Origin of the sequence: Rhizobium binxianense, from assembly GCF_028994275.1 — a bacterium.
Taxonomy (GTDB): domain Bacteria; phylum Pseudomonadota; class Alphaproteobacteria; order Rhizobiales; family Rhizobiaceae; genus Rhizobium; species Rhizobium binxianense.
On record NZ_CP118713.1, the window covers coordinates 4280773 to 4294266 of the forward strand.

Below are 13494 nucleotides of genomic sequence, written 5' to 3' on the forward strand. Positions count from 1 at the left end.
GTTTTGGGACAACGACATGCATTGAACAAAGACTTCAGCTTTATGGCCGCGCCGCCTTGCGCCGCCCTTGCCGCCGTGTTTCTTGTCCGAAAATTGTTCGCCGGTTCCGGGGGCCGCATGTCCTTGCTCGTCTATCTCGATTATGCCGGCATTGCGCTGTTTGCCGCGACAGGCGCGCTTGCCGCCTCGCGCAAGCAGCTGGATCTGATCGGTTTTCTGTTTTTCGCCATGGTGACGGGAACGGGCGGCGGCACCGTGCGCGATATCGTGCTCGGCCGCGTGCCGGTCTTCTGGGTGTTGAACCCCGCCTATATCCTCGTCTGCTGTATCATGGGCGTCATCGTCTTCTTCACCGCCCACCTGCTGGAATCGCGCTATCGCCTGCTGATCTGGCTGGATGCGATCGGCCTTGCCGCCTATTGCGTGATCGGCGCTGCCAAGGGCCTCGCCGCCACCGGCTCGCCGACGATCGCGATCGTCACCGGCACGCTGACGGCGACCTTCGGCGGCATTCTGCGCGATCTGATGGCAAACGAGCCTTCGGTGTTGTTGCGGCCGGAAATCTACGTGACCGCAGCCCTCATCGGCGCCGGCGTATTCACGCTCGCCAATGCGCTGGGGATGCCGCTCTATCTGGCGTCTGCCTGTGGTGTCGTCGCAGCCTTTGCCGTGCGCGGCGGCGCCCTGTGGTTCGGCTGGACCTTTCCGACTTACATGCACAAGCCCGGCCGGCATCCCGACGATGTCATGTGAAGACTTGGGTGGCCTTGGGTGGCGTCAGCCCTGCTTTGCCCGCAGGCGGATCACGACGTCGACATGGGCGATCTCCATCCCCTCAGGCGGTTCCGGCAGATTGCCGATCGTCAGGTTGCTGACGGGAATGTCGAGCACTTCGTTCTCACCTTCGATGAAGAAATGGTGATGGTCGGAAACATTGGTGTCGAAATAGGTCCTGGCGCTCTCGACGGCGAGAACGCGGATGAGGCCGGCTTCGGTGAACTGGTGCAGCGTGTTGTAGACGGTTGCCAGTGAGACCGGCACGCCGGCGGCAACCGCCTCCTCATGCAGTTCCTCGACAGTCAAATGCCGGTCGCCCTTGGCAAACAGGAGGTCGCCGAGCGCGACACGCTGGCGGGTGGGGCGCAGGCCCGCACCGCGCAGCCTTACCTCTATTGCGATCGGGAGTGCACCCGTCATCAAGACCAACTCCGGTTATTCCTGCATAAAGCAATCATGTTTCTTCAAGCGGTATAACTTTTGCACCGGAGCCTTTCAATAGTTCAATGGGGACAAGAGCCTGATAAACGCGGCAAAAACGGGCTTTTGGTGCAAATAGGTCTGGTCGCGGCCCTGGCCTTCCTGTATTCGACCACCAAATAATGACGTAAGCCTGGTCCGGGGCGATGAATGAAGCTGCCTTGCTGATGCTTCATTTTCTGAAGAACTTGGACTACACGTTCACATCCATCGGCTTCAGGCGGGGGGAAAAAGAAACTTTATGACGACCAGACAGTCCAGCTTCTCGTACGACGAACTCATCGCCTGCGCACATGGCGAGCTGTTCGGGCCCGGCAATGCGCAGCTTCCCCTGCCGCCCATGCTGATGGTTCACCGCATCACCGACATTTCCGAAACCGGCGGGACCTTCGACAAAGGCTATCTCAGGGCCGAATACGACGTGCGTCCCGACGACTGGTATTTCCCCTGCCATTTCGAAGGCAATCCGATCATGCCGGGCTGCCTCGGCCTCGACGGCATGTGGCAACTGACCGGTTTCTTCCTCGGCTGGCTCGGCGAGGAAGGCCGCGGCATGGCGCTTTCAACCGGCGAAGTGAAATTCAAGGGCATGGTCAAGCCTCATACGAAGCTGATCGAATATGGCATCGACTTCAAGCGTGTCATGCGCGGCCGTCTGGTCCTCGGCACGGCCGACGGCTGGCTGAAGGCGGACGGCGAGACCATATATCAGGCGGCCGACCTTCGCGTCGGTCTCTCTAAAGACAAGACGGCCTGAAACCGCATCTCAAGCGGTTCACGAAACAAAAAAGGTTTGATCAGATGAGACGGGTAGTTGTCACGGGTCTGGGTGTCGTGTCCTCGATCGGGAACGACGCCGCCGAAGTCACCGAATCCTTGCGGCAGGCAAAGTCGGGGATTTCCTTCTCGAGCGATTTCGCCGAGCACGGCTTCAAGTGCCAGGTTTGGGGCAGCCCCAAGCTCGGCGCGGCGGAACTGGCCGAACTGGTCGATCGTCGCGCCATGCGCTTCCTGTCGCAGGGCGGCGCCTGGAACCATGTGGCCATGAAGCAGGCACTCGCCGATTCCGGCCTGGAAGAGAAGGACTACGCTCAGAACGAGCGCGCCGGCATCATCATGGGCTCCGGCGGTCCGTCGACCCGCACCCTGATCGAGGCGGCCGAGATCACCGTCAAGAACAACAGCCCGAAGCGCATCGGCCCCTTCGCCGTGCCGAAGGCGATGTCCTCGACCGCATCGGCCACACTCGCCACCTGGTTCAAGATCCACGGCGTCAACTATTCGATCTCGTCGGCCTGCTCGACCTCGGCGCATTGCATCGGCAACGCCGCCGAGATGATCCAGTGGGGCAAGCAGGACGTGATGTTTGCCGGCGGCCACGAGGATCTCGACTGGACGATGTCCAACCTCTTCGACGCCATGGGCGCCATGTCTTCCAAGTACAACGATACGCCCGACACCGCCTCGCGCGCCTATGACGTCAACCGCGACGGTTTCGTCATCGCCGGCGGCGCCGGGGTGCTGGTGCTCGAGGAACTGGAGCACGCCAAGGCGCGCGGCGCCAAGATCTACGCCGAAATCGTCGGCTACGGCGCAACCTCGGATGGTTACGACATGGTCGCCCCCTCCGGCGAGGGCGCCATCCGCTGCATGCGCCAGGCACTTGCGACAGTCAAAGGCGACGTCGATTACGTCAATACCCACGGCACGTCGACGCCGGTCGGCGACAGCAAGGAAATCGGCGCCATCCGCGAGGTATTCGGCTCCAAAATCCCCCATATCCAGTCGACCAAGTCGCTGACCGGTCATTCGCTGGGTGCTGCCGGCGTGCAGGAATCGATCTATTCCCTGCTGATGATGCAGCACGGTTTCATCGGCGAAAGCGCCCATATCACCGAACTCGATCCCGAATTCGAAGGCGTGCCGATCGTGCGCAAGCGGATCGACGATGCGAAGATCGACATTGCCCTCTCCAACTCCTTCGGCTTCGGCGGCACCAACGCCACGCTGGTCTTCCAGCGTTATAACGGATAACAAAATGATGGGAATCATGCAGGGTAAGCGCGGCCTCATCATGGGCGTCGCAAATAACCATTCGATCGCCTGGGGGATTTCAAAAGCGCTCGCCGCGCAGGGTGCGGAACTCGCCTTCACCTATCAGGGCGATGCGCTCGGCAAGCGCGTCAAGCCGCTGGCTGCCGAGGTCAACTCGGATTTCGTGCTGCCCTGCGATGTCGAAGATGTCGCCTCGGTCGATGCCCTGGTCGACGCGCTCAGTGAGCGCTGGGGCAAGCTCGATTTCATCGTCCACGCCATCGGTTTTTCCGACAAGAACGAGCTGAAGGGTCTCTACGCCGATACGACGCGGGAGAATTTCAGCCGCACCATGGTCATTTCCTGTTTCTCCTTCACCGAGATCGCCAAGCGCTGCGCTCCGCTGATGGAAGACGGCGGTGCGATGTTGACCTTGACCTATAACGGCTCGACCCGCGTCATTCCGAATTACAACGTCATGGGCGTCGCCAAGGCAGCACTCGAGGCTTCGGTGCGCTATCTCGCCGCCGACTACGGCCCGCGCGGCATCCGCGTCAATGCGATATCAGCCGGTCCGATCCGCACGCTCGCCGGCGCCGGCATCTCCGATGCGCGCGCGATCCTCTCCTGGAACCAGCGTAATGCGCCGCTGCGCAAGACCGTGACCATCGATCAGGTCGGCAATTCGGCTCTTTACCTGCTCTCCGATCTTTCCGCCGGCGTTACCGGCGAGATCCATTTTGTCGACGCCGGCTTCAACGTCACCTCGATGCCGACACTGGAAACGCTGCGCAGGGCAGACGTCGAGTAAACGCTGCTCCGATTTGAAACTCAAAGGCCGTGCGCGGATGTTGCGCACGGCCTTTTTGTTCTATCGATAGAATGACCGGATCGGTCGAAGCCGCGTAGAGCTTACTTCTTCGCCCAGAGAACCTTGAAACGGGCGTTGCGGCAGGTTTCGCCGCTTTCTCGGAAATTCGCCGCCAGAACCGGCTCGTAGGGCAGGCCGCGATTGGCGACTAGCATCAACCGGCCGCCGCCGCGAAGGGCGGATGCGGCGGTCTTGATCATGGCCTGGCCGAGCGCCGGCTCGGCTGCGTGCCCCTCATGGAAGGGCGGGTTCATGATGACGAGATCGTATTTGTCCTTGACCGGCTCGCCCGCCAGATCGTGCCAGAAGAAGCGCGCAGGCGCGTTCGGGCAATTCTCCGCTAGATTGTCTCTGGCGGCCTCCAGAGCCGCGTGATCGGCCTCGTAGAGGTCGAGGCGGGTCAGTCCACGCGATCTCTGCACCAGTTCGACGGAGAGATAGCCCCATCCGGCGCCAAAATCCGCAACGTCGCCGGTGAAATCCTGCGGCAGGCGCGAGGCGAGCAGTTCCGATCCGGCATCGATCCGGTCATGCGAGAACATGCCGGCGGTGGCATTGAAACGGCCGTCGACGCGCACCGGCGCTTTTGCCAGCTTGGAAATGATCTCGTCGGCATCCGCCGGCCGGCCGAACCAGAAAGCGACGCCGTGATATTTCGGCATGTAGTCGACTGCGAGATTGAAACCTTCCATCCGCTTGCGCAGCGGCTGGATGCCGTCTTCCTTCGCGCCGGCAACGACGATCAGACCGCCGAGCCGCGTGCGGGCGATCGCCGCGGCAAGATTGGCCTCGTTCTCGCCCTTGTGCTTGGTGCAGAGCACCAGGGCGGCATCGTAGTCCTCGCCGTCGATCTCGGGCTTTGCTTCGATCCGCTGCGCCAGCAGCTGCCGGTAGAGCGGCCGGAAGCCCTGGACGGCGCTGAGCGAGGCGGCAAAACCCTCCGGCAGCGCAAAGCCTGCCTCGGCGCCGAGGAAAAGCACGCGCTCGCCCTCGCCGGGCGCCTGGACTGTGCCGCTGGCAAAGGGATGGAACAGGGTCTTCAGCGTTTCGCGGCTCATGGATCTCGTCTCGACTTCGGATACAAAAAGGGCGCGGAAGATTCCCGCGCCCGGAATGAAATTTGGGAGACGCGGCTTATTCGGCCGCTTCTTCCTTCTTCTTCTCGTTCGCAATTTCCTGGCCGGTGGCCTGGTCGACGACCTTCATCGACAGGCGAACCTTGCCGCGTTCGTCGAAGCCGAGCAGCTTGACCCAGACCTTGTCGCCTTCCTTGACGACGTCCTGGGTCTTGGCAACACGCTCGGAAGCAAGCTGCGAGATGTGAACGAGACCGTCGCGGGCGCCGAAGAAGTTGACGAAGGCGCCGAAGTCGGCGGTCTTGACAACCGTGCCTTCGTAGATCTGGCCGATCTCGGGCTCGGCAACGATCGAGTGGATCCACTTGCGGGCCGCTTCGATCTCTTTGCCGGAGGAGGAGGCGATCTTAACGGTGCCGTCGTCCTCGATGTTGATCTTCGCACCGGTCTTTTCGACGATTTCACGAATGACCTTGCCGCCGGAGCCGATGACTTCACGGATCTTGTCGACCGGGATGTTCATGACTTCGATGCGCGGAGCGAATTCGCCGAGCTGGCCGCGGCTTTCGGTGATGGCCTTCGCCATTTCGCCGAGAATGTGGGCGCGACCGCCCTGGGCCTGGCCGAGAGCGACCTTCATGATCTCTTCGGTGATGCCGGCGATCTTGATGTCCATCTGCAGCGAGGTGATGCCGTCGGCGGTACCGGCGACCTTGAAGTCCATGTCGCCGAGGTGGTCCTCGTCGCCGAGAATGTCGGAGAGGACGGCGAAGCGATCGCCTTCCAGGATCAGACCCATGGCGATGCCGGCAACCGGCTTTGCCAGCGGAACGCCGGCGTCCATCAGAGCGAGCGACGTGCCGCAGACGGTGGCCATCGAGGACGAGCCGTTCGACTCGGTGATCTCCGAGACGACGCGCAGCGTGTAGGGGAACTGCTCAGGCGTCGGCAGCATCGGACGGATCGCCCGCCATGCGAGCTTGCCGTGGCCGATTTCGCGGCGGCCCGGGGAGCCCATGCGGCCGGTTTCGCCAACCGAGTAGGGAGGGAAGTTGTAATGGAGCAGGAAGCGCTCCTTGTACATGCCCGTCAGGCTGTCGACATACTGCTCGTCTTCGCCGGTGCCAAGCGTGGCAACCACGATCGCCTGGGTTTCACCGCGGGTAAACAGCGCCGAACCGTGCGTGCGCGGCAGAAGGCCGACTTCCGAAACGATCGGACGAACGGTTTCGAGGTCGCGGCCGTCGATGCGGCTCTTGGTGTCGAGGATGTTCCAGCGGACGATCTTCGCCTGCAGGTGCTTGAAGATCGCGCCGACTTCTTCGGCCGTGTACTTGGCCTCGCCTTCCTCGGGCAGGAAATGCGCCTTCACCTTCGCCTTGACAGCGTCGACGGCGGCGTAGCGGTCGGCCTTCTGGGTGATCTTGTAGGCTTGCCGAAGCTCACCTTCGGCAAGGCCGAGCATCTCGTTTTCGAGAGCCGAGTAGTCTTCCGGCTGGAAGTCGCGCGGCTCCTTGGCTGCCACTTCGGCGAGCTTGATGATCGCGTCGAGAACCGGCTGGAAGCCCTTGTGGCCGAACATGACGGCGCCGAGCATGACCTCTTCGTTGAGTTCCTTGGCTTCGGATTCAACCATCAACACGGCATCGTAGGTGCCGGCGACGACAAGGTCGAGGCTCGATTCGTCCATCTCGTCGAGATGCGGGTTGAGAACGTATTCGCCGTTGATGTAGCCGACGCGCGCACCGCCGACCGGGCCCATGAAGGGAACGCCGGAGAGCGTCAGTGCCGCCGAGGTGGCAACCATCGACAGGATATCCGGGTTGTTTTCAAGGTCGTGCTGGATGACGGTAACGACGACCTGCGTGTCGTTCTTGTAGCCTTCCGGGAAGAGCGGGCGGATCGGGCGGTCGATCAGGCGGGAAACGAGGGTCTCGTTCTCGCTCGGACGTCCCTCGCGCTTGAAATAGCCGCCGGGGATCTTGCCGGCTGCGTAGGTCTTTTCCTGGTAGTTGACGGTGAGCGGGAAGAAATCCTGGCCGGGCTTCGGCGCCTTGGCCGAGACGACGGTGGCGAGAACGACGGTTTCGCCGTAGGTGGCGAGAACGGCGCCGTCGGCCTGACGGGCGATCTTGCCGGTTTCGAGCTTCAGCGGGCGGCCGGCCCACTCGATTTCGACTGTGTGTGTATCAAACATGACTTGTCCTTCAATGCGGGAGCACGCGCCATCGCCGATATCAAGGCGCAGCGCACAGTCGACCGCAATCAATGTGACGTATCACGGGCAAGACAACGGGAGGCTTTTATCGCAGTTTTCCCTGGGGAACCTCGTTCCCGAGAAACTGGGCCAAGCCTTGAGAAGCCTTGGCCGAAAGCATCCGGCAATCCTGCCCCATGACAGGTCAACGGTTGGTTTGGCAGAACCGGCCCATCCGGGTCCGCCGATCTTTCCACCGCTTGGAAAATAGAGCGCGGCTGGAACATTTCATCGGGAACCGTGTCCCGAAACAGGATCCGGCGGGCGCTTGGAAAGCGCCCGCCGGACAATCTTAGCGGCGGATACCCAGGCTGGTGATCAGCTTGGAATAGCGGCCTTCATCCTTCTTCTTGAGATAGTCAAGAAGCGAGCGGCGGCTCGAAACCATCGTCAGCAGGCCACGGCGGGAATGGTTATCCTTCTTGTGGTCCTTGAAGTGTTCGGTCAGGTTGTTGATGCGTTCGGTCAGGATCGCAACCTGGACTTCCGGAGAACCGGTATCGCCTTCAACGGTCGCATATTCCTTGATCAGCGCAGCCTTGCGCTCAGCAGTGATCGACATCGGGTGATCCTTTCTAAGAGAGGAGATAAAGGTCGCCAAAAGCCGGGATGCCGTCCAGCTTTGGCCGTGAATGCAAACGGGCGTACCCGATGCTGGCGCTGCCTATAAACCAAATATGGATCGATGGAAAGAGGGGGTCTTCTCGGCGGCTTCAACGGCCCGCCATGGCGCCCCGGATCATCCCATCATAAGCTGCCGGATCCTGCAGCATGGCGAAATGGCTCACATCCTTCAGGATGACGAGTTTGGCGCCCGGAATCTGCTTTGCCATCATTTCCGTATGGTCGAGCTTTACGGCTTCATCATGATCGCCGATGGCAAGCGTGACCGGCACCGAGATCTTGGCTAGATCGGCGGCCGTCCAGGCCGGCTGGGTCGCCCACATGTCGGAGATCTGCTTGACGAAGGCGTCGTATTCGTTCGGCGTCGGCGAAAGCTTCCGGTATTGCTCGCCGGCGACGTTGATGTAGTCGTTGAAGGTCTTGTTGTCCATGACGTCGGCCTTGACGCCGTCCGTTGTGACATTGGCTGCCTGGGCAATGACGCGGGTCAATTTTTCCGGGTGTTTCATCGCCATGTCGATGCCGATAATGCCGCCGTCCGACCATCCGACAAGCGTCACCTTGCCGATCTTCAGAAAGTCGAGAAGTGCCACATAATCCGATGTCATCAGGTCGTAGCCGAAGGGCTGCTGGCTGCGCGTCGAACGCCCGTGGCCGCGGCTGTCGGCAACGATGACCAGGTGGTCCTTGGCAAAATCGGCGACCTGATGACCCCAGACCTCGGCATTTCCGAGTCCGCCGTGAATGAAGAGGATCGGCTCGCCTTCACCATATTCGGCGTAATACATCTTGATGTCGTTGACATCGGCCATGCCGCTGGTCTTGGCCGCCGGCATCGAAGGAAAGGCCGGAAGCTCGGCCCAGCGCTCGGCGGATTGAGCGCCTGTAAAAGTCAGGAACATCGAAAAGAACGTCAGTGTTGCGATAGCAGTTACGCGCATATTCTTCCCCCTATCGGACCGCTATGGCCCGATAGGGAAGATATCGCATCGCTGCCGGCTGACAATCGCTATCGTTGCGGACTCAGCCGAAAACCCGCTTTGGGCGAAACTCGCCCTGACCGATCTCGCCGATCGCGATCAGCCTGCCGCGGGCGGTCGCATAGGCTTCGCTTTCGGCAACCGGCGCATCGCGGCCACGCACCAGGATTGGGTTGCCCATCTTCAGCCGGTGCGCCTGATCGTCGTTGATGACGAGATGGGGCAGGGCCGACAGCGCCTCGCAAGTGTCGATCAGCAGCGTGTCGAGGACCGCCAGCCGCTCGTCCATATCTTCGATCGCCTCCAGCGCCACGAGGTTTGCGAGCGGCACCATGGCCTCTTCCGAAAAGGGCGCGACGAAGGTGCGCCGCAGCCCGGATACATGGCCGTAGCAGCCGAGCTCTCGGCCGAAATCGCGCGCCAGCGCCCTGACATAGGTGCCCTTGCCGCATTCCACTTCGAAATGCGCGGTATCGGCATCCGGGCAGGCGAGCAATGTCAGCCGGAAGATCTCGACCTCGCGCGAGGGGATTTCGACGACTTCGCCTTCGCGCGCCAGATCATAGGCGCGTTCACCCGATATCTTGATGGCCGAAAACTGCGGCGGCACCTGGCTGATGGTGCCGATATATCCAGGCAGGATATCGCGGATCTGCTGTTCGCTGGGACGCTTGTCCGAGCTCTCGGTCACTTCGCCCTCGAGATCGTCGGTGGCGCGCTCTTCGCCCCAGCTCACCGTAAATTCATAGATCTTGCGGCCGTCCATCACATAGGGAACGGTCTTCGTCGCATCGCCGAGCGCGATCGGCAGCATGCCGGAGGCAAGCGGATCGAGCGTGCCGGCATGACCGGCCTTCTGCGCCTTGTAGAGCCACTTGATCTTGGAAACGGCTTCCGTCGAGCCGAAATCCACCGGCTTGTCGAGGATCAGCCAGCCGGAAATCGGTCGGCCCTTGGGTTTGCGTGGTTTGGACATCAGTCTCTTCTGTTTATTGTTCGTCATTATCGCCGTCGAGGTCGCGGCTTACCTCAGGCGAACGCAGCAGTTCGTCGATCTTCTTGTAGTTGTCGAAGCTGGTATCGTCGCGGAAGCGCACCTCCGGCATGTATTTCATCTGTCGAAGCTGCTGCCCGAGCCGGCCGCGGATAAACCGCGCATGACGGTTCAACGCCTCGATGACCACGCTGTGGTCGGAAACGCCGAGCGGCGTCACATAGGCGGTGGCGATCTTGAGGTCGGGCGACATGCGCACTTCCGAGATCGAGATCACGGTCGCTTCGATGACGTCGTCGCGCACTTCGCCGCGCTGCAGCACCTGGGTGATAGCGGCGCGAACCTGTTCGCCAACGCGCAGCATGCGCTGCGAAGGCGCGGAAGAAGTTGCTCTGGTCATTGTTATCTCTATTTGCCGATGCGGCTGGGAATCGAACCCGTCAAAGGAGAGCGTCCATGACTCTTTTGGTCGAAAAGGTCAAGTCGGCAGGTACCCGAAAGCCATCCGCCGGCTGGCGAATGGCTTTCGCGCTGATGTCGTGCGCAGCGGTTTAGAGCGTGCGCGTGATATGCTCGACGCGGAAGCACTCGATGACGTCGCCGGCGCGCATGTCTTCGTAGTTCTCGAAGGCCATGCCGCATTCCTGGCCCATCGGCACTTCGGACACTTCGTCCTTGAAACGCTTGAGGGTCTTGAGCTTGCCTTCGTGAACGACGACATCGTTGCGGATGAGGCGGACGCCCGCACCGCGTTCGACCTTGCCTTCGACGACACGGCAACCTGCGACCTTGCCGACCTTGGTGATGTTGAACACCTCGAGGATCTCGGCATTGCCGATGAAGGTTTCGCGCCGTTCCGGAGACAGGAGGCCCGACATCGCTGCCTTCACGTCATCCACGAGGTCGTAGATGATGTTGTAGTAGCGGATTTCGAGACCTTCGCGCTCGGCGAACTGGCGTGCCTGCGTATTCGCACGAACGTTGAAGCCGATGATGGCGGCGTTCGAAGCTTCGGCGAGCGAGATATCCGACTCGGTGATGCCGCCGGCGCCCGAATGGACGATGCGGGCGCGGACCTCGTCGGTGCCGAGCTTTTCCAGTGCGCCGGCAATCGCTTCGATCGAGCCCTGCACGTCACCCTTAATGACCAGCGGGAACTCCTTGATGCCGGCGCTCTGGCGCTGCATCATCATCTGTTCCAGCGATCCACGCTGGCCCGACTGGCGGGCAGCCGCCTTGTCGCGGGCAAGACGCTGACGATATTCCGAGATTTCGCGGGCGCGGCTTTCGCTTTCGACGACGGCGAACTTGTCGCCTGCCTGCGGCGTGCCGGACAAACCGAGAACCTCGACCGGGGTTGCCGGACCTGCTTCCTTCACATGGTCGCCCTTGTCGGTGACGAGGGCGCGCACGCGGCCCCAGACGTCGCCGGCAACGATGATCTGGCCCGGACGCAGCGTGCCCTTCTGGACAAGCACGGTCGCGACCGAACCACGGCCACGATCGAGCTGGGCTTCGATGACAGTACCTTCCGCCGTCCGGTTCGGATTGGCCTTGAGATCGAGAATTTCGGCCTGCAGCAGGATCGCCTCGAGCAGCTTGTCGAGGTTCTTGCCTGTTTTGGCCGAAACTTCGACGTCGAGCACTTCACCGCCCATGGATTCCACGAAGACTTCGTGCTGCAGCAGCTGGTTGCGGACCTTCTGCGGATCGGCCTCGTGCTTGTCGACCTTGTTGATCGCAACGATGATCGGAACACCAGCCGCCTTGGCATGGTTGATCGATTCGATCGTCTGCGGCATCACGCTGTCGTCAGCCGCGACGACCAGGATCGCGATGTCGGTCGCCTGCGCACCGCGGGCACGCATTGCCGTGAAGGCGGCGTGGCCGGGTGTATCGATGAAGGTGATCTTCTGACCGTTCTGCTCCACCTGATAGGCGCCGATATGCTGCGTGATACCACCGGCTTCGCCGGAGACCACGTTGGCATGGCGGATGGCGTCGAGCAGCGAGGTCTTGCCGTGGTCGACATGGCCCATGATGGTGACAACCGGCGGGCGCGAAACCAGTTCGCCATCCTCGTCGGACACGTTGAAGATGCCGAGTTCGACGTCGGATTCCGACACGCGCCTGACCGTATGGCCGAATTCGCCGGCGATGAGTTCGGCAAGGTCGGCGTCGATGACGTCGCCCGGCTTCATCATCTGGCCTTCCTTCATCAGGTACTTGATGACGTCGACGGCGCGTTCGGACATGCGCTGCGACAGTTCCTGAATGGTGATGGTCTCAGGCAGAACGACCTCGCGGGAGATCTTCTCGCGGGTTTCCTGCATCTGGCCGCGGCGGAACTTCTCCTGCCGGCGACGCATCGCCGAGAGCGAACGTCCGCGAGCATTGTCCTCGCCGTCTACGTTGGCAGTGGAGATCGTCAGCTTGCCGCGACGGCGTTCTTCATCCGTCTTCGGACGTGTCGTGACCGGCTTTGCCGGTTCCGGGCGAACGACGCGGCCACGGACAGGACCGCCGCGCGCTGCGCCGCCACGATCGTCGTCTTCCTTTTCGTCGCGACGGCCGCGAACGGCGCCGGGCACCGCAGCGCCCGCTGCCGGACGGGCGGCAGCAGGTGCTCCAGCCGCATCGGGCCGGCGTGCAGCAGGTGCCGACGAAGCGGGTTGCTGCGGCCGCGGGGCGTCGGAGCGTGCTTCGGCCGGAGCCGGTGCTTCGGCTGCCGGTTCAGCAACAGCGACGGGTGCCTCAGCCTGCCGGATAGCCTCTTCAGCGGCCCTGCGGGCTGCTTCTTCGGCTTCGGCTGCCTTGCGGACAACCTCTTCGGCGGCGCGGCGCTTTTCTTCCTCGGCGCGGCGGATCGCATCCTGGGCGTCACGCGCCTGGGCGTCGGCAAGCGCGCGGCGGCGGGCGTCCATCTCTTCCGGCGACAGATGGTTCAGCACCACCGGGCGTGGACGATCGTTTTGGCGCGGCGCCTGGTGGGACTGCTGCGGACGCTGGTTGGTCTGGCCGTTGTTGCCCTGTTGAACCCGCGGTGCCGGCGTCGGCTGCGTTGGGCGTGCCTGCACGGGTGCGGGCGTCGGTTCGGCGGCGCGGACGGGGGCCACCGGAGCGGCGGGTGTGATCGGCTTTTCGTCTTCCGGGCGCATCGGGCGCCGCTTGCGGGTCTCGACGACGACCGCCTTGGTGCGACCTCGACCCATATCCTGGCGAACGGTGCCCTGGCTCATCCCCGATGGTTTCAGGGTAAGCGTCTTTTTGCCCGTCACGCTGATTGTCTTGTCGTCGTTACTATCGGTCATTCGTTCCCGTTCCTTCGGACAGGGAGCGATGACTAGATCAGACCCTGTCGTTCAAATACTGTCGATCAATGAGAATAGGACCGGCCGATG

Annotated in this window: 12 protein-coding genes; 4 read left to right on the forward strand and 8 right to left on the reverse strand. The window is 62.0% G+C overall.

The window, feature by feature from the left end; all coding sequences use genetic code 11:
• The first annotated feature begins 117 nt into the window (after window positions 1–117).
• Window positions 118–753, forward strand: coding sequence for a trimeric intracellular cation channel family protein (locus tag PO860_RS20835; protein WP_273885380.1), 636 nt, complete (start codon window positions 118–120; stop codon window positions 751–753).
• A 24-nt stretch (window positions 754–777) separates the two neighbouring features.
• On the opposite strand, the gene irrA is transcribed toward PO860_RS20835, so the two are convergent.
• Window positions 778–1197 carry an iron response transcriptional regulator IrrA gene (irrA, locus tag PO860_RS20840; RefSeq protein ID WP_183609949.1) on the reverse strand — a complete coding sequence of 140 codons (420 nt, stop codon included), beginning with the start codon at window positions 1195–1197 and terminating at the stop codon, window positions 778–780.
• A 301-nt stretch (window positions 1198–1498) separates the two neighbouring features.
• On the opposite strand from irrA, the gene fabA reads away from it, so the two are divergent.
• From fabA to fabI, 3 genes are read left to right on the forward strand one after another with little or no spacing between them, the layout of a single operon-like run.
• Window positions 1499–2014, forward strand: a complete 516-nt coding sequence (fabA, locus tag PO860_RS20845) for a 3-hydroxyacyl-[acyl-carrier-protein] dehydratase FabA (protein WP_025417454.1) — start codon at window positions 1499–1501, stop codon at window positions 2012–2014.
• Window positions 2015–2058: 44 nt separating this feature from the next.
• Window positions 2059–3291, forward strand: a complete 1233-nt coding sequence (fabB, locus tag PO860_RS20850) for a beta-ketoacyl-ACP synthase I (RefSeq protein ID WP_272784645.1) — start codon at window positions 2059–2061, stop codon at window positions 3289–3291.
• Window positions 3292–3295: 4 nt separating this feature from the next.
• Window positions 3296–4102 (forward strand): enoyl-ACP reductase FabI, encoded by an 807-nt coding sequence (gene fabI, locus PO860_RS20855; protein ID WP_272784646.1) that lies wholly within the window; start codon window positions 3296–3298, stop codon window positions 4100–4102.
• A gap of 101 nt (window positions 4103–4203) precedes the next feature.
• Here the strand turns inward: fabI and PO860_RS20860 are convergent, their stop codons facing one another.
• The 7 genes from PO860_RS20860 to infB form a co-directional block, all read right to left on the reverse strand.
• Window positions 4204–5220, reverse strand: a complete 1017-nt coding sequence (locus tag PO860_RS20860; RefSeq protein ID WP_273885381.1) for a class I SAM-dependent methyltransferase — start codon at window positions 5218–5220, stop codon at window positions 4204–4206.
• 76 nt (window positions 5221–5296) lie between these two features.
• Entirely contained in the window at window positions 5297–7435 is a 2139-nt protein-coding gene (gene pnp / locus PO860_RS20865) for a polyribonucleotide nucleotidyltransferase (RefSeq protein ID WP_183609953.1), read from the reverse strand.
• Window positions 7436–7787: 352 nt separating this feature from the next.
• Entirely contained in the window at window positions 7788–8057 is a 270-nt protein-coding gene (gene rpsO / locus PO860_RS20870; RefSeq protein WP_183609954.1) for a 30S ribosomal protein S15, read from the reverse strand.
• Window positions 8058–8208: 151 nt separating this feature from the next.
• Complete coding sequence (locus PO860_RS20875; RefSeq protein ID WP_273882450.1) at window positions 8209–9060, reverse strand: alpha/beta fold hydrolase; 852 nt, start codon at window positions 9058–9060, stop codon at window positions 8209–8211.
• An 82-nt stretch (window positions 9061–9142) separates the two neighbouring features.
• Entirely contained in the window at window positions 9143–10075 is a 933-nt protein-coding gene (gene truB, locus PO860_RS20880; protein WP_273882451.1) for a tRNA pseudouridine(55) synthase TruB, read from the reverse strand.
• A 13-nt stretch (window positions 10076–10088) separates the two neighbouring features.
• Window positions 10089–10493 (reverse strand): 30S ribosome-binding factor RbfA, encoded by a 405-nt coding sequence (rbfA, locus tag PO860_RS20885; RefSeq protein WP_183609957.1) that lies wholly within the window; start codon window positions 10491–10493, stop codon window positions 10089–10091.
• A 151-nt stretch (window positions 10494–10644) separates the two neighbouring features.
• Window positions 10645–13404 (reverse strand): translation initiation factor IF-2, encoded by a 2760-nt coding sequence (gene infB / locus PO860_RS20890; RefSeq protein WP_273885382.1) that lies wholly within the window; start codon window positions 13402–13404, stop codon window positions 10645–10647.
• Window positions 13405–13494 lie beyond the last annotated feature (90 nt).

Excerpts from the sequence above, each read along its gene's own strand:
- irrA (WP_183609949.1), bottom strand. The coding sequence starts at position 1,197 with ATGACGGGTGCACTCCCGATCGCAATAGAGGTAAGGCTGCGCGGTGCG.
- fabA (WP_025417454.1), top strand. The coding sequence starts at position 1,499 with ATGACGACCAGACAGTCCAGCTTCTCGTACGACGAACTCATCGCCTGC.
- pnp (WP_183609953.1), bottom strand. The coding sequence starts at position 7,435 with ATGTTTGATACACACACAGTCGAAATCGAGTGGGCCGGCCGCCCGCTG.
- infB (WP_273885382.1), bottom strand. The coding sequence starts at position 13,404 with ATGACCGATAGTAACGACGACAAGACAATCAGCGTGACGGGCAAAAAG.
- fabB (WP_272784645.1), top strand. The coding sequence starts at position 2,059 with ATGAGACGGGTAGTTGTCACGGGTCTGGGTGTCGTGTCCTCGATCGGG.
- rpsO (WP_183609954.1), bottom strand. The coding sequence starts at position 8,057 with ATGTCGATCACTGCTGAGCGCAAGGCTGCGCTGATCAAGGAATATGCG.
- PO860_RS20835 (WP_273885380.1), top strand. The coding sequence starts at position 118 with ATGTCCTTGCTCGTCTATCTCGATTATGCCGGCATTGCGCTGTTTGCC.
- fabI (WP_272784646.1), top strand. The coding sequence starts at position 3,296 with ATGATGGGAATCATGCAGGGTAAGCGCGGCCTCATCATGGGCGTCGCA.
- PO860_RS20875 (WP_273882450.1), bottom strand. The coding sequence starts at position 9,060 with ATGCGCGTAACTGCTATCGCAACACTGACGTTCTTTTCGATGTTCCTG.
- rbfA (WP_183609957.1), bottom strand. The coding sequence starts at position 10,493 with ATGACCAGAGCAACTTCTTCCGCGCCTTCGCAGCGCATGCTGCGCGTT.
- truB (WP_273882451.1), bottom strand. The coding sequence starts at position 10,075 with ATGTCCAAACCACGCAAACCCAAGGGCCGACCGATTTCCGGCTGGCTG.
- PO860_RS20860 (WP_273885381.1), bottom strand. The coding sequence starts at position 5,220 with ATGAGCCGCGAAACGCTGAAGACCCTGTTCCATCCCTTTGCCAGCGGC.